The organism is Microbispora sp. H10670 (assembly GCF_014161385.1).
GTDB lineage: Bacteria > Actinomycetota > Actinomycetes > Streptosporangiales > Streptosporangiaceae > Microbispora > Microbispora triticiradicis.
Window position 1 is genome coordinate 239,165 of the sequence record NZ_JABBWW010000005.1, and the last position, 26,693, is coordinate 265,857.

General features: G+C 72.9%; 22 protein-coding genes. 12 read left to right on the top strand and 10 right to left on the bottom strand.

Annotation, left to right across the window (positions count from 1 at the left end; translation table 11 throughout):
- Positions 1-5: 5 nt before the first annotated feature.
- The 3 genes from HHX33_RS10145 to HHX33_RS10155 all read right to left on the bottom strand — a co-directional run bounded on the left by HHX33_RS10145 (position 6) and on the right by HHX33_RS10155 (position 2,984).
- Positions 6-1,316, bottom strand: a complete 1,311-nt coding sequence (locus HHX33_RS10145; protein WP_182874342.1) for a bifunctional RNase H/acid phosphatase — start codon at positions 1,314-1,316, stop codon at positions 6-8.
- 62 nt (positions 1,317-1,378) lie between these two features.
- Positions 1,379-2,119: a zinc ribbon domain-containing protein gene (locus HHX33_RS10150; protein ID WP_182874343.1), complete on the bottom strand. Its 741-nt coding sequence runs from the start codon at positions 2,117-2,119 to the stop codon at positions 1,379-1,381.
- A gap of 10 nt (positions 2,120-2,129) precedes the next feature.
- Positions 2,130-2,984, bottom strand: coding sequence for a Nif3-like dinuclear metal center hexameric protein (locus HHX33_RS10155; protein WP_182874344.1), 855 nt, complete (start codon positions 2,982-2,984; stop codon positions 2,130-2,132).
- An 84-nt stretch (positions 2,985-3,068) separates the two neighbouring features.
- Between HHX33_RS10155 and HHX33_RS10160 the strand changes: the two genes are divergently transcribed.
- From HHX33_RS10160 to HHX33_RS10170, 3 genes are read left to right on the top strand one after another with little or no spacing between them, the layout of a single operon-like run.
- Entirely contained in the window at positions 3,069-4,148 is a 1,080-nt protein-coding gene (locus HHX33_RS10160) for a dipeptidase (RefSeq protein WP_244301731.1), read from the top strand.
- Positions 4,145-5,467, top strand: coding sequence for a M20/M25/M40 family metallo-hydrolase (locus tag HHX33_RS10165; RefSeq protein ID WP_310741291.1), 1,323 nt, complete (start codon positions 4,145-4,147; stop codon positions 5,465-5,467). Before HHX33_RS10160 ends, HHX33_RS10165 begins: the two co-directional genes overlap by 4 nt.
- On the top strand, positions 5,464-6,399 hold the full coding sequence (locus HHX33_RS10170) for a GNAT family N-acetyltransferase (RefSeq protein WP_310741292.1): 936 nt from the start codon (positions 5,464-5,466) through the stop codon (positions 6,397-6,399). Before HHX33_RS10165 ends, HHX33_RS10170 begins: the two co-directional genes overlap by 4 nt.
- Here the strand turns inward: HHX33_RS10170 and HHX33_RS10175 are convergent.
- A complete protein-coding gene (locus HHX33_RS10175) occupies positions 6,341-7,999 on the bottom strand; it encodes a thiamine pyrophosphate-binding protein (protein WP_220501670.1) in 1,659 nt (552 codons plus the stop codon). The two genes, HHX33_RS10170 and HHX33_RS10175, sit on opposite strands and share 59 nt — an antisense overlap.
- A gap of 89 nt (positions 8,000-8,088) precedes the next feature.
- Complete coding sequence (locus HHX33_RS10180; protein ID WP_182874345.1) at positions 8,089-9,102, bottom strand: 2-hydroxyacid dehydrogenase; 1,014 nt, start codon at positions 9,100-9,102, stop codon at positions 8,089-8,091.
- Between the two features lie 369 nt (positions 9,103-9,471).
- On the opposite strand from HHX33_RS10180, the gene HHX33_RS10185 reads away from it, so the two are divergent.
- The 5 genes from HHX33_RS10185 to HHX33_RS10205 are packed head-to-tail and all read left to right on the top strand — an operon-like array spanning position 9,472 to position 15,117.
- Complete coding sequence (locus HHX33_RS10185; RefSeq protein WP_138462995.1) at positions 9,472-11,307, top strand: SCO2524 family protein; 1,836 nt, start codon at positions 9,472-9,474, stop codon at positions 11,305-11,307.
- Positions 11,308-12,222: an SCO2523 family variant P-loop protein gene (locus HHX33_RS10190; RefSeq protein ID WP_117408601.1), complete on the top strand. Its 915-nt coding sequence runs from the start codon at positions 11,308-11,310 to the stop codon at positions 12,220-12,222. It abuts the gene before it with no gap.
- Positions 12,219-13,190, top strand: coding sequence for an SCO2522 family protein (locus HHX33_RS10195; protein ID WP_208759287.1), 972 nt, complete (start codon positions 12,219-12,221; stop codon positions 13,188-13,190). Before HHX33_RS10190 ends, HHX33_RS10195 begins: the two co-directional genes overlap by 4 nt.
- Positions 13,191-13,198: 8 nt before the next feature.
- A complete protein-coding gene (locus HHX33_RS10200; protein ID WP_117408600.1) occupies positions 13,199-14,134 on the top strand; it encodes an SCO2521 family protein in 936 nt (311 codons plus the stop codon).
- A 2-nt stretch (positions 14,135-14,136) separates the two neighbouring features.
- Complete coding sequence (locus HHX33_RS10205; protein ID WP_182874346.1) at positions 14,137-15,117, top strand: phosphatidylserine/phosphatidylglycerophosphate/cardiolipin synthase family protein; 981 nt, start codon at positions 14,137-14,139, stop codon at positions 15,115-15,117.
- Here HHX33_RS10205 and HHX33_RS10210 read toward each other — a convergent pair.
- Positions 15,080-16,306: an NAD(P)/FAD-dependent oxidoreductase gene (locus HHX33_RS10210; protein ID WP_182874347.1), complete on the bottom strand. Its 1,227-nt coding sequence runs from the start codon at positions 16,304-16,306 to the stop codon at positions 15,080-15,082. The two genes, HHX33_RS10205 and HHX33_RS10210, sit on opposite strands and share 38 nt — an antisense overlap.
- 151 nt (positions 16,307-16,457) lie before the next feature.
- Entirely contained in the window at positions 16,458-17,834 is a 1,377-nt protein-coding gene (locus HHX33_RS10215) for a glycoside hydrolase family 5 protein (RefSeq protein WP_182874348.1), read from the bottom strand.
- 233 nt (positions 17,835-18,067) lie between these two features.
- On the opposite strand from HHX33_RS10215, the gene HHX33_RS10220 reads away from it, so the two are divergent.
- Complete coding sequence (locus HHX33_RS10220) at positions 18,068-19,078, top strand: LacI family DNA-binding transcriptional regulator (protein WP_117408596.1); 1,011 nt, start codon at positions 18,068-18,070, stop codon at positions 19,076-19,078.
- A 26-nt stretch (positions 19,079-19,104) separates the two neighbouring features.
- Here HHX33_RS10220 and HHX33_RS10225 read toward each other — a convergent pair whose 3' ends face one another.
- Positions 19,105-19,680 carry a GNAT family N-acetyltransferase gene (locus HHX33_RS10225; RefSeq protein ID WP_182874349.1) on the bottom strand — a complete coding sequence of 192 codons (576 nt, stop codon included), beginning with the start codon at positions 19,678-19,680 and terminating at the stop codon, positions 19,105-19,107.
- 177 nt (positions 19,681-19,857) lie between these two features.
- On the opposite strand from HHX33_RS10225, the gene HHX33_RS10230 reads away from it, so the two are divergent.
- Positions 19,858-22,071, top strand: coding sequence for an alpha/beta fold hydrolase (locus HHX33_RS10230; RefSeq protein ID WP_182874350.1), 2,214 nt, complete (start codon positions 19,858-19,860; stop codon positions 22,069-22,071).
- 12 nt (positions 22,072-22,083) lie between these two features.
- Here HHX33_RS10230 and HHX33_RS10235 read toward each other — a convergent pair whose 3' ends face one another.
- Entirely contained in the window at positions 22,084-23,331 is a 1,248-nt protein-coding gene (locus HHX33_RS10235; protein ID WP_182874351.1) for a CynX/NimT family MFS transporter, read from the bottom strand.
- A gap of 353 nt (positions 23,332-23,684) precedes the next feature.
- Between HHX33_RS10235 and HHX33_RS10240 the strand changes: the two genes are divergently transcribed.
- Together HHX33_RS10240 and HHX33_RS10245 are read left to right on the top strand one after the other, a co-directional pair.
- Complete coding sequence (locus HHX33_RS10240; protein ID WP_182874352.1) at positions 23,685-24,323, top strand: copper resistance CopC family protein; 639 nt, start codon at positions 23,685-23,687, stop codon at positions 24,321-24,323.
- The gene (locus HHX33_RS10245) at positions 24,320-25,357 is read left to right on the top strand and encodes a copper resistance D family protein (RefSeq protein ID WP_182874353.1); all 1,038 of its coding nucleotides are present in this window, start codon (positions 24,320-24,322) and stop codon (positions 25,355-25,357) included. Before HHX33_RS10240 ends, HHX33_RS10245 begins: the two co-directional genes overlap by 4 nt.
- Positions 25,358-25,363: 6 nt before the next feature.
- On the opposite strand, the gene HHX33_RS10250 is transcribed toward HHX33_RS10245, so the two are convergent.
- Positions 25,364-26,566, bottom strand: coding sequence for a hypothetical protein (locus HHX33_RS10250; protein WP_182874354.1), 1,203 nt, complete (start codon positions 26,564-26,566; stop codon positions 25,364-25,366).
- Positions 26,567-26,693 lie beyond the last annotated feature (127 nt).

Sequence of the window (26,693 nt, forward strand, 5' to 3'; positions counted from 1 at the left end):
TGGCCTCAGCCGAGGTGCGCCGTGTCGTTGAACGTCCGTACCACGGAAGGACCGTCGGCGTAGTAGTCGATCGCCGACAGGCAGGCCAGATCGAGGTGCATCCGATAGAGGGCCTCGGGCGGCGCGCCCAGGGCGAAGCGGATCAGCGTCTTGATCGGGGTCACATGGGAGACCACGACGACGCTGCGGCTCTCGTGGGCCTTGACGATGCGTTCCCTCGCCTCCTCGACCCGCCGGGCCGTCGAGGCGAAACTCTCGCCGCCAGGCGGCGCCACCTCAGGGTCGGCCAGCCAGGCGGCCAGCTCATCGGGCCAGCGCCGCTGGATCTCCGCGAACGTGTACCCCTCCCACGCCCCGAAGTCGGTCTCGCGCAGGTCCTCGTCCACCAGCACCGCCGAACCCGTACGGGACGCCACGGCCTCCGCCGTCTGCCGGGCGCGGGCGAGCGGGGAGGTGACGATCACCTCCACCCGCCGCGGCCCGCGGGCCAGGCGTGCGGCGGCGGCCTCGGCCTGTGCGAGCCCGGTCGGGGTGAGCTCCGGGTCGCCGAGCCCGGAGAACCGCTTCTCGATCGAGAGCGGCGTCTGCCCGTGCCGGAGCAGCAGCAGCGACGTGGCGGTCCGGGTGGCCCCGGGCATCCACCCGTGCCCCCGCCGATCGTCGGCCACGGCGTCCGTGCCCCGAGCCTCGCGGTCCCCCGGTCTCGCACCGCGTTCCGCCGACGCGGTCCCACCGGGGGCACCGGTGCCGGCGTCCGACGCGGGTGCGGGTGCGGGTGCGGGGAAGAGCGTCCCGGCGCCGGGCGGCGGGTCCGCGCTGTAATCTGCGCCGGGGCCCCCGGCGGGACCGGCGGGGGGCGGGGTCCGCGGGGCGGGGGTGGCCGGGCCCGCCCGCCAGGTCTCCCCCCGGGCCGCGGCGTCCATCGCCTCGTTGGCGAGGCGGTCGGCGTGGGTGTTGCGCTCCCGCGGAATCCAGGTCCAGGTGACGCGCAGGCGCCGGGCCAGGGCCGCCGCCTCCAGGGCGAGCGGGCGCAGCCCCTCGTGCTTGACCTTCCAGCGCCCGGCCATCTGCTCGATGACCAGCTTGGAATCCATCCGCACCTCGACCCGCGCGCCCTCCAGGCCGAGGGCGAGCAGCGACTCGAGCCCGGCGATCAGGCCGCGGTACTCGGCCACATTGTTGGTCGTGGTGCCGATCGACTCGGCCGCCTCGGCGAGCACGTGCCCGGCCTCGTCCTTGACCACCGCGCCGTACCCGGCCGGGCCGGGGTTGCCCCTCGACCCGCCGTCGGCCTCGACGACGTACCCCCCGGTCATCCACGCACCCCCGTCACCCGCACGCCCTCGTCATCCGCACACCCTCGTTCACGCAGCCGGTGTCACAGCCCGGACTCGGCCGTGCGGACGAGGATCCGGCGGCACTCCTCGCAGCGGACCACCTCGTCGTGGGCGGCGGCCCTGATCCGGTTGAGGTCGGCGATCGACAGGGTCGTACGGCAGCCGAGGCACCGGCCGCCGTGCAGCATGGCGGCGCCGACGCCGCTCTGCTCGCGCAGCTTCTCGTACAGGGCGAGCAGGTCGGCGGGGATGTCCGCGGTGATCGCGGTCCGGCCGCCGGTCAGCTCGCCGGCCTCCTTGTCGATCTCGGCGAAGGCCGCGTCACGCCGTTCCTCGGCGGCCCGCAGCGTCCCGGTGACCTTGTCGCGCTCCGACCTGAGCGACTCCACCTGGGCGTCCGCCGCCTCCCGGCGCTCCATGATCTCCAGGACGACCTCCTCCAGGTCCGACTGCCTGCGCCGCAGCGAGGTGATCTCGGACTGGAGGCTCGCCAGGTCCTTGGGCGAGGAGACCTGCCCGGAGTCGAGACGCTTGGTGTCGCGGTCGACCCGGACGCGTACGGCGTCGACGTCCGACTCGGCCTTGGCCTGGTCACGGGCGAGGTCGCCGGCCTCGGTCTCGGCGGCGATGACCTGCGTGGCGAGCCGTGCGAGCCTCTTGGACAGCTCGTCGATCTCGGCCAGGTCGGGCAGGGTGCGGCGGCGATGCCGAACCCGGTCGAGACCCGTGTCGAGCTCCGCGAGATCGAGCAGACGCTTCTGTGCTTCCGGTGCGGCCTTCATCCCAAATCCCTCAAGATGCTCGGGGGTCCAAGTCGGTGGTCGTCGCCGTCCAGGCGTCGGTGACGGCGCCCGAGACGCGCGCCTCAACAGTAATGCCACCTGCGGCCAACGCTGACGTCAGACGCTCGGCGGCGTCCGCGAGCCACGGCCATTCGGTGGCCCAGTGGGAGGCGTCGACCAATGCGGGCCCGCCCGCCTCCAGGTGCTCGCCGGCGGGGTGGTGCCGGAGGTCGGCCGTCAGGAAGACGTCCACCCCCGCCGCCCGGGCCGTGCCCAGGAGGGAGTCGCCGGCGCCGCCGCAGACGGCGACGGTCCGCACCGTGCGGTCCGGGTCGCCCGCGACGCGGAGCGGAGCCGCCGTACGCGGCAGTCCGGCGGCGGCCAGCGCGGCGAACTCCCGCAGCGGCATCGGGGCGGGCAGGTCCCCGATCCGGCCGAGCCCCCGGCGCGGGTCGTCCGCGGCAGGCTGGAGGGGCCGCAGGTCACCTGTGAGGCCGACGGCCCGCGCGAGCGCGTCCGAGACGCCCGGATCGGCCACGTCGGCGTTGGTGTGCGCGGCGTACAGCGCGGCGCCGCCGCGGATGAGCCGGTGGACGACCCGGCCCTTGAACGTGGTCGCGGCGACGCTCGTGGTGCCGCGCAGATAGAGCGGATGGTGGGTGACGACGAGGTCGGCCCCCCAGGCGAGGGCCTCGTCGACGACGACCGCGACCGGGTCGACCGCGAAGAGGATCTTCCTTACGGGCTGCTCCGGGTCGCCGCAGACGAGGCCCACCGCGTCCCATGACTCGGCCCAGGACGGGTCGTACAACGCGTCCAGGCGCGCGACGACCTCGGCGAGGGCGCAGGAGGAGATCGAATCCACCCGCGCACACTACAGCCTGGTGGCGGGGCGGCCCGGGAAAGGTAACGTCCCAACCGAGGACTCGACACAGGGAGGGACCCCGCCGTGCCCGATGGTCAGCAGAGCCCGCACGACAGATTCGTGGTCGCCGACACGCACAACGACCTTCTGATGGCAGTCTCCGCCAGGCCCCCGGAGGTCTGGTCCTCGTTCTTCCGCGACCGATGGCTGCCCCAGCTCGCCGAGGGCGGGGTCGACGTGCAGGTGCTGCCGGTGTTCGTGGAGAGCCGGTTCCGCCCGGAGGGGGCGCTGCGCCAGACCCTGCGCATGATCGAGTGCGCCCACGTGCTGGCGGAGGGCAACCCGGACGCGGTCGCGCTGTGCCACGACGGGCAGCAGATCGACGAGGCGCTCGCCCTCGGCAGGATCGCCCTGGTCCTCGCCCTGGAGAGCATGCCCGGGATCGACGAGAGCGTGGAGCTGATCCCGACCCTGCACCGGCTCGGGGTCCGCGTCGCGTCGATCGCCCACTGGGGCCGTACGGCTCTCGCCGACGGCAGCGGCCAGGACGGCGCCGGCTCCCGGCTCACCAGCCACGGGGTGCAGGCGCTGCGCGAGATGGAACGGCTCGGCATGCTCTTCGACATCTCGCATCTGGGCGCGGCGGGGGTCGCGCACGTGCTGGAGATCGCGGCCCGGCCGGTCATCGCGACCCACTCCTCGGCCCGCGCCCTGCGCGACCACCACAGGAACCTCACCGACGAGCAGCTCAGGGGCGTCGCCGCGGGCGGCGGCGTGATCTGCGTGAACTTCCTGGCCGCCTTCCTCACCGAGGACGCGCGCTCGGCCACCGCCGACCATCTGGTGGACCACATCGAGCACGTCGCCTCCGTCGCAGGGATCGACCACGTGGGCCTCGGCCCCGACTTCATGCGCGAGGTCCACGAAGACCTCACGCCACCGTGCTGCGAGGGCTTCGGCTATCCGGGGATCGACGCCGCGGCGGCGATCCCCGGCCTGGAGGGGCCGCGCGGGCTTCCGCTGGTGACCGACGCGCTGGTCAAGCGCGGATTCTCGGAGGAGGAGATCCAGAAGATCCTGGGCGCGAACGTGATGCGCCTGTTCCGGGCCGAGCTTGGCCGGCCGGCGCCCGAAGGGGCGGGAGAGGAACAGCCCGCGCGGTGAACCTGGACGCGATGCTGGCCGACCTCGAAGATCTGGTGCTCTGCGAGTCGTACTCCAGCGACCACGACGCGGTGGCGCGCAGCGCCCGGGTCGTGGCCGCGCAGGGCCGCAGGCTGCTCGGGGCGGACCCGGAGATCCTGGTGATCGACGGGGTGACACACCTGCTCTGGTCGTTCGGCGCCCCGCGGGTGCTGCTGCTCGGCCACCACGACACCGTCTGGCCCGTCGGCACGTTGCGCGAGCACCCCTGGTCGGTCACGGACGGCGTGGCCCGCGGCCCGGGGGTGTTCGACATGAAGGCCGGGCTCGTGCAGCTGTTCCACGCGGCCGCCTCTCTGCCGTCCGCCGACGGCCTGAGCGTGCTCGTCGTCGGCGACGAGGAGCTCGGCTCGCCGACCTCCCGCCCGCTGATCGAGTCGATCGCGGCGCGGTGCGCCGCCGCGTTCGTGCTGGAGGCCAGCGCGGACGGGGGCGCGCTCAAGACGGCGCGCAAGGGCATCTCCCGCTACGAGCTGATCGTGCACGGCCGGGCCGCGCACGCCGGGCTCGAACCCGAGCTGGGCGCCAACGCCGCCGTGGAGCTGGCCCATCAGGTGCTGGCCGTCGCGGCGATCGGTGACCAGGTCGGGTCGTCGTCCAGGGCGGGGGCCACGTCGGTGACCCCCACCATGCTGTCCGCCGGGACGAGCACCAACACCGTGCCCGCGCGGGCCCGGGTCGCGGTCGACGTGCGGGTGCCCGACCAGGCCGCGCAGCGGCGGGTGGACGAGCTGATGCGCGCGCTCACCCCCCGCACCCCGGGCGTACGCCTTGAGTTGCGGGGCGGGCCGAACCGCCCGCCTCTCGACCCGGCCGCCTCCGCCCGGCTCTTCGAGGTCGCCGTACGGACCGCGCGCGAGCTGGGCATGGCGCCGCTGCGCGGGGTCGCGGTCGGCGGCGGCTCCGACGGCAACTTCACCGCCGGGGCCGGCTGCCCCACGCTCGACGGCCTGGGCGCGGTCGGCGGCGGCGCGCACGCCGCCGGGGAGCACGTCGTGGTCGCCGAGATGCCGGTCCGGGCCCGCCTCGTGGCCGCGCTCACCGCGTACGTCCTGGCCGGCGGGGCCGTCGGACCCCCGGGCGGCCGGGACACGACGGACGGCGACCTTGGCGACCTTGGCGACCTCGGCGACCTTGGCGACACGGCGGACAACGGCCGTGGCGGGACGCACGCGGCGCACGGCCGCGCGGGGACCGGCCATTTCGGCCTCGGGGAGACGGGTCACGTGGAGACCGGTCGCGGGAAGACGGGTCCTCTCGAAGCCGGGGACACGGCGTGAACGCGGGCGGCCGGGAGACCGGCGGGCCGCGGCCCCCGCGCGGCGGGTGCGCCGCCGACGCCGGCCGCCGCGCGCGGGCCGCGGCGGCGCGCGGCGGCCTGCGAATCGCCGAGCTGGACACGAACGACGAGTTCGGCCGGGTGGTCGAGCTGTTCGACGACATCTGGCATCCCGAGCCGTGGAACCCGCCGGTCACCGCGGAGCTGATGCGGGCCCTGTCGCACGCGGGCGGATACGTCGCGGGGGCGTTCGACGGACCCGATCTCGTCGGGGCGTGCGTCGGCTTCCTCGCCGCGCCCGCGGGACAGGTGCTGCACTCGCACGTCACCGGCGCCGTGCGGCCGGGGGCCGGCTTCGCGCTCAAGCTGCACCAGCGCGCCTGGGCCCTGCGACGCGGGCTGAGCCGGATCACCTGGACGTTCGATCCGCTGGTCCGGCGCAACGCCCATTTCAACCTGGTCAAGCTCGCCGCGCGGCCGGAGGAGTACCTTCCCGACTTCTACGGCCCGATGGGCGACGCGCTGAACGCCGGGGACGAGTCCGACCGGCTCCTGGCGGTCTGGCGCCTCAGTTCTCCCGCCGTGTCGCGGGCCTGCGCCGGCGTGCCGTACCGGCCGGTGAGCGCGGACGGCGCTGGCCGCGCGCTGATCGAACGGGACGGGCGGCCCCTGGTCCTGCGCACGGACGCCCCGGCGGTGCTCGTCGCCGTGCCCGCCGACATGGAGACGCTGCGCCGCCGCGACCCCGCGACGGCCGCGGCGTGGCGGCACGCCGTACGCGAGGCGCTCGGCGGCCTGATGGCTGAGGGCGGCCGCGTGACGGGCTTCGCCGACGGCTGCTACGTCGTCGAGCGCCGGCCATCCGGCGGCGGCGTCACTCCCCTTCGGGTACAGCGATCAATGTGGGCAGCGGGGCGTGCAGGGCCTCGGTGACCGCCTCCTCCAGCTCCCCGGGCGTCTTGACGGCGAGGCCCCGCGCGCCGAACGCGGCGGCGAGTGCGGGGAAGTCCGGCGCGTGCAGGTCCACGGCGACCGGCGTCATGCCGCGGGCGACCATCTCCTCCCGGATCTCCCCGAAACCGCCGTTGAGGGACACCACGATCGGCAGGCTCAGCCGCAGCTCCACGGCCGTGGCCAGCTCCTGCAGGGTGAACTGGAACGCCCCGTCGCCCGCCAGCGCCACCACCGGCCGATCGGGCTGACCGAGCTTCGCGCCGATGGCGGCCGGCAGCGCGAAGCCGAGGGTCCCGAACCCGGTGGGGAACAGGAACCGCCCGGGCGGGTCCATCGGCATGCCGACGAGCGCGCCGTGGTAGACGAACATGGAGTTGTCCCCCACCACGACGGTCTCCGGCGGCATGGCCCGGCGCAGCGCCGCGAGCTGGCCGGACCACCTGCGAACCAGGTCCTGGAGCTCCGTCTCGTGGCCGACGCCCGGCGCCCGCTCCGGGCCCGGCGCGTCCCCCTGCCCGCCGGCCCGGCCATTGAGCGGCCCGCCGAGCCGCTCGCTCAGGCCGCGCATGGCGCGCTCGGCGTCCGCGACGATCGCCACGTCGGCCACGTGGTCGCCGTGCATCTGCCCGGGGTCGATGTCGATCCGTACGAGGCGGCCGGTGAGGGCGAAGGGGTCCTCCCACAGGTCGGCCGGTCCCAGCTCGGTGCCGACGGCCAGCACGACGTCGCACGCGGCGAGCCAGCGGCGGACGGCCGCGAGGTGCAGGGTGGCGCCGAGCGCCAGCGGATGGCTCTCCGGCACCGCGCCCTTGCCGTTGACCGTGGTCACGACGCGTGCGCCGAGCCGTTCCGCCAGGCGCATCGCCAGGCGGCCCACCGGCGGCTCGTCAGAGCCCGGCCGCTGGGCGCCGCCGCCCAGCACGAAACCCGGGCGCCGCGCCGCACGCAGCAGTTCGGCCGCCTCGTCCAGGGCCCGCGGATCCGGTTCGCGAGGCATGACCCGGTACGGCGGCACGATCTTGACGTGGCCCTCCAGGTCGAGCAGGTCGGCGGGGATCTCGATGTGGACCGGCCGGGGGCGTCCCTCGGCGAAGTGCCCGAAGGCGCGGGCGACGGCGGCGGGGATCTCGCGCACGCTCGTCACACGGTGGCTCCAGTCGCACAGGGCGCCGATCGCCCGCGACTGGTCCCTGCTCTCGTGCAGGTAGCCGCGGCCGTCGCGGGGATGGCCGGTCGGGACGCCCGGGGAGACGAGCAGGATCGGGGACGAGTCGGAGTACGCCTGCCCGATCGCCGTGGCCGCGTTGACCACGCCGGGGCCGGTGGTGGTGACGACGACGCCGGGCCTGCCGGTGACCCTGGCGTACCCGTCGGCGGCGTATCCCGCGCCCTGCTCGTGCCGCGGCGTCACGCATCGCACGCCCGCGCCGTCGAGTTCCTGGTAGATCGCGAGATTGTGGGTGCCCGGTATACCGAAAATCGTGTTGATGCCGTGCGCCGTCAGCGTCTCGACCAGGGCACGGGCACCGGTGATCCCGGCGGGCGTCCCCTTGGAATGGATCGGGTCCTCGGTGGCCACGTCACTTCCCGGGGAGAGAAGGGGTTTACGGAGGTTTACTCCCTAGGTTTCCCCCGTCGTGCACCGCGTACGCTCTTCCGGCACTCGAATTATGATGACCGACCGCATGTCACCCGGAGCGCCGTCCCAAACGTGTCGCGGCGTTTGCCTACCTCGTGCTCGTCCGTCCCATTTGTCAGATAATTGTCGATGGAAGCGACGGCCTGAGTGATCATGCGGTTCATCGTCTCCTGGGTGTGGGAGGCGATATGCCCGGTAACGAGAAGGCGGTCGGCGAAATCCCGGGTCAATTTCAGCCCGGCATCGGAGTCGAGGTCGTAGAAGCCGTCGAAGACCGCCATGCGCACTCTGCCGTCGCTCAGCCCTTCGTACAGGGCGTGGGGATCGACGATCGCCGGGCGCGCGGTGTTGACGATGACCGACCCCCAGGGCATCAGCTCGATCACCGAGCGGTCGATCATCGATCTGGTCTCGTCGGTCTCCGGCACCATGACGACGAGGATGTCGCTGCCCTCGGCCAGCTCGGACACCGATCCCCGATAGGAGAGGCCGAGCCTGCGCTCGACGTCCTCCTTCCGGGTGCGGCTGTGGTAGGCGACGGTCGCGTCGAATCCGTCGCGGAGGATCTCGGCGATACGCTGCCCGTTCGCCCCCATGCCGAGGATGCCGACGCGGCAGGCGCCCAGCTCGTGCGGCATGTCACCGGGGTCCCCCCAGCCCGGGACGTGCCGGCCGAGACGGTGGGGTATGCGCCAGTTGGCATTGATGATCTGGCCCACCGTGAACGCCGCGACCGCGTCCGTCGCCGCCCCCGGGGTGTTCGTGACGGCGATGTTCAGCTCGTCGGCCGTCGGCACGTCGACGAAGTTCTCGTAGCCGACCCCCACGAAGGCGACCACCTGCAGGGACGTCGCCTTGCGCAGCACGCCGCCGGTCGCCCGCTCCTCACCTCCGTGGAGGTAGGCGCGCACGTGCTGCCCCAGGCGATGGCCGAGCTCGGTCTCGTCCAGCGGGCCGGGCAGGTACAGCACCTTCAGACCGTGCTGCTTCTCCAGCGGCGCCAGAAGCTTCGTGTCGATGCCTGCGCCGGTGACGAGGACCACCCCGCCCCTCGCCGGCCTCTTCGCACCGTCCACCCGTGACGTCGCGGCATCGCCGAATGTTTCAGCCCCGACAGCCAGTGGGTGGACCATTGCGTTATCTCTCGATTCAGGACCCGCTTCTCACTGGTTTCCGTAGGCTCCGGAATCACTGCAGCCCAGCTGGAATGCCAAATATCGCGGACGATTGTAGCGACGAAGTGCGAGTTCAATGATATACAGAATATTGATAGCGACGTGCCAGGTACGGACAACTCCTCGCAAGGAACTCCCCAGGTGGGCCGCGGGAACACCGGTCTTCGGCCCGCCATCAGGTATCCGCCCCTTATAGGCGAACCCGAGGCAAGCGAAGGCAGTGCAGAGAGGGCCCGTATGAGACTCCAGCCGCGACAGCAGCTTCTGGAGCTGTGGGAGGCGGCCGCCCGCACCTCCTACCGGGACGGCGTATGGACGTGGGGCGGCCGGGACGGGTCGAACTCCATCTCCGACGCCGAGCAGCTCCTGTGCTTCATGTACCCCGCCTCCGAGCTGCCGGGCTTCCGGCTGGACACGCCGAACGAGACCGGCGACGACGTGCTGGCCGCGCTCACCGTGCTCGGCGACTCCGTGGAGATCCCCAAGCTGCTGCTCAAGGTCATCGGCCAGTACCTGCGCACCTACACCGCCGAGGACGGGCGCCCGATCTTCTCCGGCGGCAGCTACTTCCGCACCCAGGAGGACGACGCCAAGGTCACCCCGGAGCAGCTCCAGCTCGACGTGGTCGACTCGTTCTCGATGTCGGTCACGCTCGCGCTCGGCACACTCGGCTTCCTGAAGGTCTTCCGCCAGAGCGTGCGGCGCCAGTCCATCCGCACCGAGATCCGGGAGCTGGAGGACCTGGCCGGCAAACGCCTCTCGGCGGCGATGGCCGGCCTGCTGCGCAGCTTCACGGTGAACGCGTTCGACCCCGCCTCCCCGGCGGGCCGCGCACTGCTCCGCACGGTGAACCAGACCGGCGCGCCCACCCGCCGGGTGCTCGACGATCTGCGGCGCGAGCTGCGGCCGGTGCGGGCCGGCCTGCGCGACCTGACGATCGGCTCGGGCAGCCAGGCCGACCTGGACAACGAGAACCTGCTGTTCGAGTGCGGCTGGACGTGGGGCATCGTGAAGGACGCGCCGGCCGTCGTCACGCCGCTCGACATCGGCCCCCAGCCGGAGGGCGTGGCCGCCGACACGCCGTTCCTGTACTTCACCGTGAACGCCCTCGTCGGCATCGCCGACCTGTTCTCCCCGCGCACCAGAGTGCTGAGCCTGCTCAACGACGACCAGATCACGCTCGCCGAGGCCATCCAGCGCCGCTGGGACCTCACCCAGCTCTACTGGCGCACCATCGCGACGTACGGGCGGGGCACCTGGCCGCTGGAGGACATCCCCTGGCGGACGGTCGACGAGAAGGAGTCGGACTACTACAGCCTCGGCGTCACCGCCATGGTGGTGCAGAGCCTGGTGAACAACCGGTCGGCCGACGTCGACCTCGACCGGGTCGGCGCGGTGCTGGAGGAGCTGGCCATCCGCGCCAGGATCATCCGCAGGGCGGTGCCGGGCGACCCGCCGGTGCTCATGCACTCCCCCGGTGTGCCGGTCAACCTGCACGGCAGCGACATGCTCGGCCCGCACCTCCTCTGGATGGTGTCCGACTTCGCCATCACGCTGCTGAAGCGGACGATCTGGGCCGCCAGCATCGCCCAGAACACCCGCATGCGGGAGCGCCTGCTCACGCTCGCCGACCAGATCTGGCGGCACATCCTGCAGCGCCGCCACACCGCCGGCCCGGCCGCCGGCCTGTGGGACCAGCCGGGCAACGTCTTCACCGACATCCCGGTGCGGGACGAGGAGCCGTCCTGGTACTTCTCCGAACGGGTCGCCGAGTTCCTCGTCGCCGCGGCGACGGCCAGCGGGGAGCCGCCGCTGCGCAGCCCGCAGCTCGTCGAGCTGGCCTACCAGATGCTCGGGGAGGCCGAGCACCTGCTCGACCAGGAGATGGTCACCCGGCCGCTGGTCGCCGGGCAGACGATCCAGCCCAAGCTGCGCACGATCCAGTCCGCGCTCCAGCGGGCCAGGACGATCATCAGCGACCGGCCCGCGACGGCCCAGGCGCTGATCAACGACGCGCTGCTCGACCTCGAACGGCTGGCCGCCGCCCGCGACAGCGCGTCGGAGGCGATCTGAGTGCTGGTCTTCGCGATCTCGGACAAGGGCGGGACCGGGCGCTCGGTCACCGGCACCAACATCGCCTACCGGCACGCCCTGCAGGGCAACGACGTCTGCTACCTCGACTTCGACTTCGGCTCGCCCACGGCCGGAGCCATCTTCAGCGTCGGCTCGGTGGCGCGCGGCACGCGGGAGAGCGGCCTGCACGAGTACCTGCGGGGCGACTGCCCGCAGCCGCGGCGGGTGGACGTGTGGGCCGAGTCCGACCGTGAGGGGCTGCGCACCCGTCCGCCCGGCGCGGGACGGCTCGTGCTGCTGCCGGGCAGCGAGGGCGGCGGCGAGCTGTCAGCGCTCTCCGAGGAGGTCGTCGGTCGGTGCGTCCAGCTGTTCGGGCGGCTGGAGGAGGAGTTCGACCTCTGCATGGTCGACGTCAGCGCCGGCCGGTCGTTCACCGCGGAGCTGGTCCTGGCGGCGACCGTGCGGATGCCCGCGGTCCCGTTCCGCTGGCTGGTCTTCCACCGCTGGACGCGCCAGCACATCATCGCGGCCGACGGGCTCGTCACCGGCACGGACGGGCTGTTCGACGTCGGCACCCGGTTCGGGCACGACCCGGAGGTCCTGCGCGACCGCATCCGCTTCGTGCGCACGGCCGTGCTGGAGCCGGACGCGGCGGAGCTGGTCGGCCTGCGCGACGAGCAGCGGGCCTGGCTGAGCGCGTGCGACAGCGAGCTGCGCGAGCTCGCGGGCCGCCACGGCGTCGGCCGTACGACGATGCTGGGCAAGGTGCCGCTGGACCCGGTGCTCCAGTGGCGCGAGCAGCTCATCACCGACGAGGACGTGCTCGCCAGCAAGATCGCCAACGTCGAGACCGCCGCCGCGTTCGACGACCTCGCCAAGAAGATCGTCGACGACAACGCGTGGGAGGGTCTGTGACGCCGGTGCACGCGACGTTCGGCGAGGTGGCGGCCGAGCGCAGGATCGCGTCCGTCCCCCTCTCGCACGTGTCCGTCGAACTCGGGCACCTCTACATGGAGGACTTCGAGGCGGGCCCGGCCCGGTTACGCGAGCAGTTCCGCCGGGTCGCGCCGTGGCTCGCCACCATCCGCTCCGTGTGGCGGGAGCGGGTGCCCGGGGGCCGGGCCCGGGTGAGCACCTGCTTCCTCGTGGACGACTACTTCAGCCGGTTCAGCACCCCGGCCGAGCTGGTCCCGATGATCCTGGAGGCGGCGGCCGAGCACGACCTGACCATCGACTACCTGGCCCGCGAGTCGGCGTGCGCGCAGTTCGAGGACGGGCGGTCCGGAGCCGTGGAGCTGGCCCGGCTGGTGGAGGACCGTCTCGTCGACGACCCGCCGCCGGAGACCGACGGGTCCCGCCCGCCGGTGAAGGAGACGGGCTGGCTGTGCAACGGCTCCCGCTCACCCCTCACCACCCCGCTGCAGGCGATGGGAAAGGCCCGGCCCTGGGAGCCGCCCACCCAGAACGCCAAGCGCGGCCACTCGATCTTCGTGGACGTGGAGCTGTGGGACGAGAGGGGGGCGCGGCGCACCTGGTCGTGTCCCTTCCTCGCCGCCGTCTGGCAGCTCCTGCGGCTCGGCCTGCTGCGCGCCGAGGGCCGGGTGCCGCTGCCCCCGGTGCCCCTGGAGGGTGACTGGCCCGGTGACTGGGACCGGCTGCCCGCCGTCGTCCGGATCAACCCCCAGGCCGCGCCGTTCAGCGCGTACACCACGCTTTCCGTCCTCTCCCCCCGGTTCCTGCCCGTCGAGCTGGCCGTACGGACGATCCTCGGTCAGGTCGCGGTGGACGACGAAGTCCTGCGGCAGGTCGCGGCCCGGAGCGAGAGCGAACGAGTCCGGCTCGAAGAGGAGCTCGTCGACCGCGTCTCCTACGTCTTCACCTGAGGGGCCCGATGCTGGTGATGGGGGAGGTCCACACCGGGCTGCTGCAGAACTCCGGGGAGATCTCCGAACCGGCGTGCCGTCAGGTGCTCGGGCTGATGACCGGGGAGACCGTGCGGGTGTCCCGCCGCCCCATCGTCCACGCGCTGTCGCCCGACCGGCTGACCGGAGTGGACTGCGTGCTGCCCGCCGCCTCCGGCTCGCGGATCAGGGGCGTCGGCACCGTCGTGTCCCGCTGCGCGGTGACCGGGGGCCGGGTGGCCCAGGGCTCGTCGTACGTCCGGCTGGCGCGCTCGGAGACCGACCGGCGGCTGCCCTGGTCGCACTACCTGGCGCGGCCGGGCGTCATCGAGGTCCTGGGCAAGGCCAGGGCGGCCGACATCGCCGAGGGGTTCGTCGGCGAGGGCGCCCCGCGCCTCCACGGCTGCCTCGACCTGACGGCGGTCACCGGCCGCTTCCTCGACCTCGTCCAGACGTCCCCGCTGCTCAACCGGCGGGCGCCCTTCAGGATGCCGCGGACGATCCTGCGATGGGTGGCGGAGACCGGCGAGCCGTCGATCGCCTTCACCCTGCACACCGAGCAGGAGCGCACGCTGCGCCTGACGCATCCCGGCCCGTTCACGCCCGCGGTGGTGGACCTCTGCGAGGACCTCGCGGTGCACGACTGGCTGCTCACCTCGCTGCTGGTCGTCGTCGAGCGGGCGCGCGTCGGCGCGACCCCGGCGGCCGAGGTGGCGGCGCGGCTGTCGCCCGCCGTCGACCATCTGCTGCACCTGTGGATGCCCGCCGCCCGGGTCGAGGAGCGGCTGACGCCGTTCTGGGAGAGCCTGGAGCGGCGGCCGGGCTTCAGCCGCCAGTGGCGGTCGCTGGTCGACCGCGTCCGCGACCAGTTGGCGGTGCACACCCTCGCCCTGCTCAGCGCGAACGCCGAAACCGGAGGGAGGTGACCGTGACCGGAGCGGAACCGGAGCCGCCCCCCACGCTCGTGCCGAGGATCGTGCGCAAGGCGCTCGTGACCGTGCTCGTGGGCGGCGTCAGCTATCTCGTGAGCAACGCGCTCATCCACGGCCCGAACGAGGACCTGTGGAGCCTGCTGCTCGCGACGTTCATCAGCGGCGTCGCCTTCGTCGTGCAGTTCCTGGTCGACGTGGACGACCAGCTGCAGACCGTACGGAAGGAGCAGAGCAGGCAGCACTCGAAGACCCACACCCTCGTGGCCGACAGCTTCACCAGGATCAACGAGGCGAGCAAGCTCTTCGGCCTGATGGAGATGTCGTCGCTGCACACCAGGGGCGTGGCCGAGCTGGTGCGGAACGCCACCAAGATCCGCGACGACATGCCCGACCTCGTCAAGAGCCTGGTGCACCACGAGATCAGCCGGATGGCGAAGTTCCTCGGCGAGCTGACCGACGGCAGGTACGCCCTCTACGAGGGCGAGGACCGCGACTGGCTGCTCGCGCTCGCCAAGAACACCCAGGTCAGCCTGGACGCGATCAGCCTGACCAGCGTGGACGCCCGCGACATCGAGTTCGCCGGCGGCTTCTGGCACACCGATCTCGGGCAGCGCTACGTCAAGCTCCAGCGCGACCTCGTCCAGCGCGGGGTGCGGGTGCGCCGCGTGTTCGTCATGGATCGTTCCGAACGGCTCGACTCCGACGCGTTCCGCAGGGTGTGGAAGTGGCAGGCCGGGGTCGGGATCGAGGTACGCACGCTCCTGCTGACCGACGCGCCGCCCCTGCTGCGCGGCTCGCTGTCGGACTTCATCCTGTTCGACGGGGTCGTCTACTACGAGTCCAACCCCGCCCCCCAGCTCGGCGACGACATCGCGCCGGTGATCCACAGCACGATCCTCGTACGGGACCAGGAGAGGGTGCGGGAACGCGTGGAGCGGTTCAGCGAACTGTGGCAGGCGGCGACGCCGGCGGCCTAGGCACCGGAGGAGCAGGCACCGGCGGCGCGGGCGGGAAGGGGCGGTCGGGCCTGCACACGTCGAGCAGTCTCCGCTCCGGCGCGCCCACCTCCCCGGTGACCAGTGCCGTCACCAGCTCGGCCGTGACGGGGGCGAGGGTGACGCCGAGGCCGCTGTGGCCGGTGGCGGCGACGATCCTGCCGTGGTCGTCCACCTGGCCGAGGATGGGCCGGTGGTCGGCGCTGCCGGGCCGCAGGCCGGCCCAGCGCCGGCCGATCGGCCAGGTCGCCGCCTCCGGCATGAGGGTGGCGACGCCCTGCCGGATCTCCTCGATCGCCTCGGCGGTCACCGTCACGTCACCGACGTTCTCCTCGTAGGTGACGCCCGCGGCCACCCGGCCGTCGTGCCGCGGCACGAGGTAGGGGAAGTACTCCCGCTCGCCGTCGGTGAACTCCGCGAAGACGTGGTGGCGCAGGGGGTAGGTGGTGGCGCCGGGAGGCCGCAGGTCGAACGCCACGCCCTTGATCGGGAACAGGTGCTCGCGGAGGCGGGGCAGGAACACCCCGCTCAGGTGCCCGGCGGCGACCACGGCCGTCTCCGCCCGCAGCCGGCGGCCGTCGTGCAGGTCCACCTCGACGCCGCCCGGCGAGGAGCGCAGAGCGGTGGCGTGCGCCTGGTTGTGCACGCGGATCCCCGGGTGCTCCAGCACCGCGCGGCCCAGCGAGGCCATCAGCACGCGGGGGTCGAGCGCGAGCTCCTGCGGCAGCAGGAACCCCCCGACCACCCGATCGCTCAGCAGGGGCTCCAGGCCTCTGGCGTCGGCGGCGGTCAGGCGCACCACCTGGAACGGCGAGTTCTTCCACTCGGGCAGGACCTCGGACTCCAGGCGCTCCATCTCGGCCTCGTCGAGGGCGACCTGTATGTCGCCGCCCTCCAGCACCGGGACCGTGAGGCCCGAGGCGGCCGCGACCTCCTCCAGCCACCGGGGGTAGATGTCCCGGCTGCGCTTGATGACGACGCTGAGCGGGCCGAGGCAGGACGGCTCCGTCTGGGTGAGGATGCCGCCCATGGCGGCGTCGGAGGCGCCGAGCCCCAGCCGCTGGCCCGAGTCGACGACCGCGACCTTCGTGCCCCGCGCGGCGAGCCGGTGCGCGATCGCACAGCCGATCACGCCACCACCGATGATCACGACGTCGCAGGTTCCAGGCACGCGGGCTCCCAGTTCGCCATCCCCTCGCTTCGACAGTAGGCGAGTAAGGGCCGTTCAAGAAGGTCACAGACGCGTGGCCTTGCCGCACTGTATCCCGCCGGCCTGCGCCGAGGCGGGAATTCGGGAACGTGCCCCTTCCCGAGTTCGTCGGCTAGCCCGCGGACAGGTTGTCAGCAAGGAGCTGGATGAGCGGCTCCCGCCTGGTGCAGGCGGACAGGGCGAAGGAGTCCGCGAGCGCGACCAGCTCATCGTCGTCCAGCCCGCCGAACAGCTCGGCATACTCGGGCAGCAGCGCCTGCGCGATCAGGATGTGCCGGATGAGGTCGTCGGTCTGGTAGCGGGCGCCCCAGGGGTAGGGGGTCCAGGAGGGGAACTCGGTGTCGATCAGGCGGTGCAGCGGCGCGAGCTCGTTGGCCGTCTCCTCCATCGTGGAGCCCCACCGGTCGGCGCCGAGACGCTTCTTCTTCGCGATGAACGGCCCGAACCGCTCCATGTACGTCCCGCCGGCGCAGACGAGGCCCTGCAGGCCGACATCCTTGTAGGTCCAGATGGACCAGCCGGCCCCGTGGGCGTCGAAGATCTCCAGCTGGTCGCTGAGGATCCGGTAGCGCTGCTCGTCCACCGTGGGGTCGCCGGTGTAGACGGGCCCGAACTCGCCGACCCAGATCGGGGTGCCCGTCTCGCGCTGGAACGCGGTGCGGCGGGCGAAGGTGCGCTCCAGCTCCTCGCGGTCGCACCACTCGCCCCGGGTGTAGCCGGGGTACGGCCCGCCGTGGGCGAAACCGGCCAGGGCGTAGTCGTGGCAGACGAACACCGTGTTCTCGTACACCTCCCGGAACACCGAGAAGTCCGTCGAGTAGGTGTTGCCGTCCAGGAAGAGCACGTGGGCGGGGTCGACGGCGCGCAGCGCCTTGACCAGCCGGTCGTAGAAGGGGCCGACCACCTGGCCGCTCGGATCGCCCGGCTCGTTGACCGGGTTGTAGCCGGCCACCCACGGATTGTCCTTGTAGTGGTCGGCCACCGCCTCCCAGAGGTGGACCGCTCGATCCTGAAAGTGCCGCTGCTGCCAGAATGAGGCGACATGGGTGGGGTTGTCGGAGTGCCAGTGCTGGTTCTGCGCCCCGGGGAGCGCGTGGAGGTCGATGACGCTGTAGACGCCGCGCTCGCCGAGCATCGCGACGACCCGGTCGAGGTGGTGGAACCCCCGCTCGATGATCTCCATCGGCCGGTCGTCCGACTCGAAGTGGCGGTAGTTCACCGGGATGCGTACGCAGTTGACGCCCATGTCGCGCAGGAGGTCGGCGTCGGCCTCGGTGAAGAACGAGGTCAGGAAACGGTCGAAGAACAGCTCGTAGCGTTCCTCGCCGAGCACCTCGCGGACCGCCGCGCGCATCGAGGACTCGTTGGCCGAGTAGCCGGTGATGAAGTTCTCCATGTTGAGCCAGCCGCCCAGGCCGACCCCCCGGAGCCGGACCGTGTCACCCGTCTCGTTCACCAGCCGGGATCCGGACACGCGCAGCAGCGTCATCGATTCTCCTAAACCTCGAAACCAGTGGCGTGGCCGGAGGGGCGACGGGCCTGCCTCTCCTCTGTCCGCTTTTGAAAAGTTTCGGCTGATATCCGAATGTTTTCGCGGACCGGAGAATATGTAATACGGTCGTTAAGCGTCAAGAGCATCGCGGCCTTGATCACCTGCGACATCCGCGCCATCAGGAGGTATCCGGTACGGCTCCCCCGAAACTTTCGGCTACGATCTGCACCATGCCAGTGAAAAGGCGGGTGACCATCGCCCAGATAGCGGAGGAGGCCGGGGTCTCCGTTCCGACCGTGTCCAAGGTGATCAACGGCCGTCCCGAGGTGGCGCCGGAGACCCGCCAGCGGGTGGAGCGCCTCCTGCAGAAGCACGGCTACCAGCGCAGGACCGGACAGGGTGACGGCCCGGTCGGTTTACTTGACCTGGTATTCGCCGAGATCGAGAGCCCGTGGGCCATGGAACTGGTGCGCGGGGCCGAGCAGGCCGCGCACGAGGCCGCGGCGAGCGTGGTGATCTCGGTGCTGCACACCCATGCGGGACCCGGCCGCGACTGGCTGGAGCGCATCGCGGCACGGCGGACCGACGGCGTCATCATCGTCAGCTCACGTCTCTCCGTGCGTCAGCAGGGCCAGCTCAGCGCGCGTTCGATCCCGTTCGTCGTCGTCGATCCCGAGGGCGAGCCGCCGCCGGGGGTGGCGTCGGTCGGCGCGACCAACTGGCACGGCGGCCTGGCGGCCACGCGTCACCTCCTCGACCTCGGCCACACCCGGATCGGCATGATCGGCGGCCCGCCCGACATGCTCTGCAGCCGGGCCAGGATCGACGGCTACCGGGCCGCGCTGGAGACCGCGGGGGTGTCCATCGATCCCGAGCTCATCCGGTACGGCGACTTCCTGGTCAACTCGGGCCACGACCACGGCCACTCGCTGCTCTCGCTGGAGACTCCCCCGACCGCCATCTTCGCGGGCAGCGACATGCAGGCGTTCGGCGTGTTCGAGGCCGCGCGCCAGCGCGGCCTGCGGGTGCCGGAGGACCTCAGCGTGGTCGGCTTCGACGACCTGCCGCTGTCCAGTTCCGCGTGGCCGCCGCTGACCACCGTACGCCAGCCTCTGGAGGAGATGGCGGCCCTCGCCGCGCGGATGGTGCTGGCCATGGGCCGCGGTGAGAACACCGAGGCCCGCAGGGTCGAGCTGTCCACCGATCTGGTGATCAGGGAGAGCACCGCCAGGCCGCGATGAGAACCGGAGCCGACTCGGCCGGGCCGTTACGCCCCGGCCGCCCGGGAGGCGAGCCACTGCTCCCGGGTGATCTCGTACTCGACTTCGCCGAGATGACTCCCGGGGAGCGGTTCCTCCCAGTCCGGGTGGAACGTACGGACGTATCGCATGCCGATCGAGGTCATCGTCGCGCGGGAGGCGGTGTTGACCGCCATCGTCTCGGCGAACACGCGGGACAGCCGAAGGTCTTCGAAGGCGTGCCGCACCAGTTCGCGGGCCCCCTCGCCGGCGAGCCCCTGACGCCAGTGGCGGCGCAGGAGCCGGTAGCCGAGTTCGGCCTGCCCTTCGACCGGACCCTGGTCGGCGCGGGTGGGCGGCTCCAGGATCCACCAGCCGACGAACCGCCCGTCGACGAGACCGGCCCAGAAGCCGAGCCCGGCGACGCGCTCCGCGGCGGCGAGTCTCCGGCGGTGGAGCGCCTCGACCTCCGCACGGTCGCGGGCACGGCCGGTGATGTAACGCATGACCTCGGGGTCGGCGTCCAGTTCGATCTCGTCTTCGAGGTGCTCGCCGGACAGCGGGACGAGTTCGATCCGGCCCGTACGCAGTGTCGCCTGGGACATGGGGCGCATTCTCGCGCTCCGGCCGCCTCCCGGTCATCCGCTTTCCCGGACAGGGAGCCGGCGGGCGATGCGGTGATCGCCCGACCGGCGGCGCATGTGGCGAATGTGGGCGGGATGACCAACGGACACGCTAAGGTTTCTGCCGATATCGCCGGGTTCGCGGGACGGGGCTGACGGTTGCGTAGTTTGCGCGGAGCGGCCGTCGCGGCATTCGTCGCGGCCCTCATGCTGATGGAAGGTCCGGGGTCGGCGGCCCTGGCGGCGCCGGTGTCCGGCCGGCCCGGGGCCGGTGCGACGGCCGGTGCGACGGCCGCCGGGACGTCCGCCACGGCGCCCGTCGAGGAGCGGCCCTGCCCGGTCACCGTTCCCGCCGGCACGACGTGTGGTTACCTCCTGGTGCCCGAGCGGCGTGACGTCCCCAACAGCAGGACGATCAAGGTCGGTTACGCCGTGCACCGCTCCGGAGGAGAGGCGCCAGGGCAGGTCACAGGGCAGGCGGGCGCGCAGGACGCCGACCCGGTCGTCTACATGAGCGGTGGCCCCGGTTCCGCCTCGCTCCAGCTCACCGGGCTGCTGACGCAGATGCTTCCCGGCCGCGACGTGATCGTGCTGGAGCAGCGCGGGGGGCGCTACTCCGAGCCACGCCTGAGCTGCCCGGAGATCGTCGAGGGGATCGTGGACACCCTGCGCACCCCCGGCCCGGCCGCGGACGAGACGGCGGCGGTCGTACGGCGGGCGGCGGCCTGCCAGTCCCGGCTGGAGGGCGAGCACGTCGACCTGCGCGGCTACCGGACCGCCGAGATCGCGGCCGACATCGTCGACCTGCGGTCCGCGCTCGGCTACCGGCGGTGGTACCTGTTCGGCGTCAGCTACTCGACCCGCCCGATGCTGCGGGCGGCGGCGCTCGATCCCCAGGGCAGCCGGGGGATCGTGCTGGACTCCCTCCTCCCCCCGCGCGCCCGGTGGTACGACGAGTCCCCCGGCTCGCTCACGGCCACCATGGCGAAGCTGGGGCTCACCAGCCGGTTCGACACCATGGTGGCCGCGCTCAACGCCCACCCGGCCGCGTACGAGACCCGGGACCCGCTGACCCGCAAGCGGCTGACCGTGTGGCTCAACGGCGACGACGTGGCCACGATCCTGGGTGAGGCCCTGCACGAGACGGACGTGATCCCGGTCATGCCGGCTCTCGTCGACGGGCTGGCCGCGGGGCGCACCGAGCTGCTGCAACCCCTGGTCGACCAGGCCGGCGACGGGCTCACCTCGCACGAGTGGGGCCTGTACTACGCGGTCCAGTGCCAGGACGAGACGCCGGGCAACTCCTTCCCCGGCTCCGCGCACCCGCGGCTGTTCACCGGGGTCGTCGACGCCGCGGTGTGCGGTGCGTGGGGGCTCCCGGCCTCCCGCACCGAACCCGACGCCCTGACCCCCGACCCGGCGGTCACCGCCGTCGGCGCGGACGCCACCATCGCCGGGCGCTCCGCGACCGCGGACACCCGGGGCACCACGACCGGGCGCACGGCGGCCAGGAGCGCGACAGCCGAGGACAGGACGGCCGGGCGCGTGACGGCCAGAAACGCGCGAGCCCGGGGCAACGCGACCAGGAACGCGTTCGCAGGGCGCGCGGCGGCCGGAAGCACGGCAACCACGGGCACGGCAACCACGGGCACGGCAACCACGGGCACGACAGCCGAGGGCAGGGCGGCCGGGAGCGCGGCCGCCAGGCGCAGGACGGCCGGGGAGACGGCGGCCGGGGGCGGGGTGCCGATCCTGGCTCTTGGCGGGCGTTACGACCCGACCACGCCGCCGGAGGCCGCCCGTGAGGCGGTGTCGGCGGTGCCGGGCGCCCGGTTCGCCGAGTTCGACGGCGTCGGGCACGCGGTCTTCCTGTCGAGCGAGTGCGGCCGCCGGACGATCGCCGCGTTCCTGGCCGACCCGGCCTCGGCCGCCCGGCCCTGCGACCCCGGCGTCGCGCCGTACGCGATGGTCCGGCCGGGCGATCTCCTCCTCACCTCCTCGGTGTACCGGATGCTGCGGTCGCCCGCTCCGCTCGCGATACCCGCGGTGTTCCTCCTCGTGGCCGCCGGACAGCTGCTCGTGGGGCTGGTCTCCCTCCTGCGCCGCCGCGGCGGCGGGCTGAGCGTGCTCGCGGGCCTCGCGGGTGTCGTGCTCGGCGCGCTGTCGGCGCTCAGCCTCTCGGCGATCACCGATCCCGTCGTGCTGGCGATCGGGGTGCCTCCGGCGCTGGCCTGGTTCGGCCTGCTGGCGATCGTCTGCACCGTGCTGTCGGTGATCGAGGCGTTCCGGCTCACCGCCGGCACCGCGAAGATCGTGCCCGCTCTGACCGGCATGGCGTTCCTCGCCTGGCTGTACGGCTGGCTGCTGGCCTGACGGGCCCGCGGCTCAGCCGATCTCCGGCGCGACCCGCCGCGCCCGCCCGCTCACGTGCCGGGTCACCAGCAGCATGATCCCGACCGAGGCCACCATGCCCGCCACGATGACCGGCACGGCGGCGCCGTACCCGGAGGCGCCGGCGACGAGGCCGAACAGCGGAGGACCGAGCAGCGATCCGAGGCTGCCCATCTGGGTCACCAGGCCGTTGCCCACGTCGGCGTGGTCGAGCCGCTCCAGCACCTGCGGGAGGGCGGCGAAGACGAGGGCGCCGAGCAGCCCGTTCTCCAGCGAGATCACTCCCGCGCCCGTCACCGCGGCGGCCAGCGACCCTTCGCTGTCGTAGGTGAGCCAGGCGGCCGGCACGACCAGCAGTCCGGACGCCGCCAGCACCCCGAGCGGGACCCTGCGGCGGAGCAGGAGTCCCACGGCCAGCCCTCCCGGCACCCCGACCAGCGAGATCGCCGAGGTCAGGGCTCCGGCGACGGCGGCCGACCGCCCGTGCTGCTCGATCAGCAGCGTCGGCAGCAGCACGATCACCGGGATGGTCACCAGGACCATCAGGCAGAAGCCCACGGTGAGCAGCGCGGGCCACGCCAGCGCCCGCGCGCCGGGCACGGACCCGGCCGCCGTCTCGGGAGCGGTCGTCCACGGCAGCCGCGCCCGGACGATCAGCGTCATGACCAGCGTCAACCCGGCGAGCAGCAGGACCCAGCCGCGCCAGCCGAGGGCGGCGCCGGCGGCGCCTCCCGCGAGGGTGCTCAGTCCGATGCCCACCGGGACGAACGTCGCCCAGATGGACAGGGCGACCCCTCGATCCCGCTCGTGCGCGAGACGGAGGATCAGCGCCGGGCAGGTGATGGAGACCAGCAGGTAGCCCGCGCTCTCGGCGACGCGGGACGTCAGCAGCCAGGCGAGGTTTCCGGCGGCCGCGCTGAGCGCGCTCGCCGCCACCATCAGCACGAGAGCGACGACCAGGGACCTCGCCGCGCCGAACCGGCGGACCAGGTAACCGGCCGGCAGCCCGGCGACGGCTCCGAGCGCGACCACCGCCGAGATCACCCAGCCCAGTTGGGACAGCGACAGCCCGAGCTGCGCCGTCATCTGCGGCCCCACCGAGGAGAACTTGCCGAGGCTCGTCGCCGCGGCGACCCCGGCCAGATAGATGACGACGATCGTCACCCATGACGAGCGCGGCGTCGACGCTTCGCTCCGGGCCGGGTCGCGCTGGGACTCGCATGACGAGGGCTGGGGGGTCAAGAGGCTTCTCCTTCTCGCGGTCGTGACGATGGGGCCGGTGACCGTGCCCCCCATGCTGGCCTCCGCCCGGCGCGCGCTCAACAACGGCCCGGCCGTACGCGCCCCGCCCGGGGCGTTCCGGGCACGCGATCAGTGGGACCATGTCAGGGTCGGTGCCCGGCAAAAGGAAGGCAAGGCAGGTGGACCAGGTCGCACGCACCCGGACGTGCCACGACGCCCCGGCCCCGCGCGGTGGTCGGCGTACGGCTGGACGTACCGCCCCGCCCGCGCCGGCACGGCTTGTGTCACGGATGCCCGCGCGGCTCGTGCCGCCCCCGCCCGGTCGCCGCGTGTCACGGGTGTCCGCTCGGCCCATGGCACGGGTGCTCGCCCGCCTGGCGTCGCCTGCGCTCGCCCTGCTCGTGTGGCCCGTGCTCGCCCTGCTCGCCGTCACGCTGGTCGCGACGCCCGCGAGCGCGCACAACGTCCTGGTGTCCAGCGACCCCAAGGACGGCGCCGTACTCGACAGCCTGCCCCGCACCGTCACGCTCACGTTCGACCAGGCGGTGCGCGCGGACTTCGCCCGGATCGCCGTCACCGGGCCGGACGGCGCGCACTACGAGCACGGCGAGGTCACCGTCGAAGGCGGGAGCATCTCGGTCGCGGTGCGACCACCGGCCGCCCCGGGAAAGGCGTTCACCGTCCCCGCCGGGTCGTACGCCGTCGGCTACCGCATCGTGTCGAACGACGGCCATCCGGTCACCGGCACCCTCCGGTTCACCCTGCCGACCGGCTACGTGAACACCGAAGTGGTCGCCGTGGAGACGGTGGACCCGAAGCCCGGCACCGGGCTTTCCGCGGCGGCGGGCGGCCAGGGCGGTGGAGGCTGGGTCTGGGGGCTGCTGATCTTCACCGCGGCGCTGCTGGCGCTGTCCGCCCTCGTCCTCTTCCGGCACGACCGCCGCGTGGCGAACGCAGCACCGGGCCACTCCGCCGCCGGGGAGGCCGGATGACCGCGACCACGGAGCGGCCCGCCACCACGGACCGCCGCGCCACGCCCGCCAGGACCCGGATCGCGGCCGCGGGGCTGACCGTGGCGGCCGTCCTCGCCGTCGTGACCGCGACGTGGCTCACCCGTCCGGGGGCGGCGCCGGGCATTCCGATGCCGGGCGCGGTCGTGGAGTACGGCCTGCCGGTCGTCCGGGTCGTCCTCGACCTGGCCGCCACCGCCGCCCTCGGCCTGAGCCTGCTGCCCAAGCTGCTCGGCTTCGACGATCCGGACCGGACGGAGCCCGTCGCCGCCAGGGCGCGGCACTGGGCCGTGGCCTTCTCCCTCGTCTGGTGCGCGGCTGCCCTGCTGTCGGCCGTGCTCGGCGCCGCCGAGATCATGCCGGGAGGGGCGCCGGACGTCGCGGCGTACGTGGACGGCATCGGCTCGGGGCAGGGCATGATCGTGAGCGCGTCGTGCGCCCTGGCCAGCGCCGCCGTGGGGATGCTCGCGGTGCGCTTCGGCGAGAAGGTGCCGGCCGAGCTGCGGGTGCTCGTCGCCGGGTTCGGGCTGCTGCCGCTGCCGGTGACCGGGCACGCGTCGAACTGGTACTGGCACGACCTCAGCATGGTGTCGATGGAGCTGCACGTCATCGGCGCGTGCGCCTGGGTGGGCGGCCTGGTCGCGCTCGGCGTGCTGCTCCCGCGCGACCGCGACCTGCTCGCCCCCACGCTGCCCAGGTTCTCCCGGCTGGCGACCTACGCCCTGCTCGTGGTGGGGCTCTCCGGGCTCTTCAACGGCCTGGTCGAGCTCGCGCTCTCGCCCGGCGAGACCCTGCCCGGGTCGCTCGTGACCACCCGGTACGGCTGGCTGGTGATCGCCAAGGCGGTGCTCACCGGCGTGATCGCGCTGCTGGGGGCGAACATCCGCTGGCGGCTGCTACCGGCGATCGAGCGGCGCGAGCCCACGGCGTTCGCCGCCTGGGCGGCCCTCGAAGTCACGGTGATGGGCCTCGCGTTCGGCGTCGCGGTCGCGCTGACCCGGACGCCCGTCGCCTGAACGTCCTCAGACCGGCGACGTGGAGACGGGCGACCCGGAGTCCGCCGCCGGCTTCTCCCGGGCGTCCCTGGCCTCCGCGTCGGCGGCCGTCAGTCCCTTGCGCCCGGCGAACCACTCGACGGCGTACCACACGACCACCAGCCCGGCGAGCGCGTACGGCCAGGCCCCCGGCGCGTACGGCGGGGCCTCCAGCAGGCGGTCCTGCGCCATCAGGCCTCCGTACACGCCGGCGGTGGCGAGCACCCCGCCCGCGAGCGGGCGCAGGAGCCGGATCGGCACCAGGAAGGCCAGGTCGACGCCGATCCCGGCGAGCAGGAAGAAGAACGGGATCGCCGACGGCGGGAACCCGCCGCCGACGAGCAGCGGCCAGATCAGGCAGCGGTAGGCGAGGTACCCCGCGGTGATCGTGGTGGCGGTGAGGCGGCGGCCGGTCATGACCCGGGCGAAGACCAGGATCGCGACGCCGAACACGCCCGCGTAGACGGAGTAGACGGCGTCGGGCACGGGCAGCGAGAACTTGAGCACCATCGCGCGGTCCACGGCGCGGCCCATCTGGTCGGCCGCGAAGTTCAGCAGCGTCGGCTCGGCGTACGGCTGGCCGCGGTCCCACGAGGCCAGCTCCAGCACGCCGTACTCCTGGTGCTGCTCCGGGAAGTGCGCGTTCTCCAGGAAGAACGCGAACAGGCCGCCGAGCACCAGGGCGCGCCGCCCGCCGGAGATCTCGGCGTAGCGGCCCGAGCCGAGGTACCAGCCGCGGATCACGCCCGCGAGCATCAACGCGGTGCCGACGAACAGCAGCGCGTGAGAGGGGCTCCAGGCGGTGATGTCGATGCCGTTGACCCGGTGGTTGATCAGGTCGAGCGGGATGGCGATGAGGAAGACGCCGGTGCCCCACACGATCAGGCGGGAGGACGCGCGGTCCACCCCGTAACCGGTGTACCAGTGCACGATGGTCAGCGCGACGGCGATCGCCGTGCCGACGGTGTTGAGCAGATGCGGCGGGGCCAGGTCGTCGCGCAGCCACCTGAAGTGCCACGACACGTCCCAGCTCGACCCGAGCACCTTGAGGACGAACGCCGCGAGCCAGCCAGCGTAGAGCACCCGGAACAGGTCGGACGGGGTCTGCCTGCCCGCCTCCCCCCGGGTCCAGTAGGGAAGGGCCCACTCGACCACGCGCGTGGGGACTTGCTTCAGCGGCGTTCCGTTCACGCGCGAAATGATGCCGTCCCCCAAGGTCAGGCGCAATCAGGGATTACCCCGATGCATCATCACGATTCGTATGCCGAGAGAGGTCGCGCCCGGTTCCGCGGGCCGGTTGTCCACAGGCGCGGCGGGC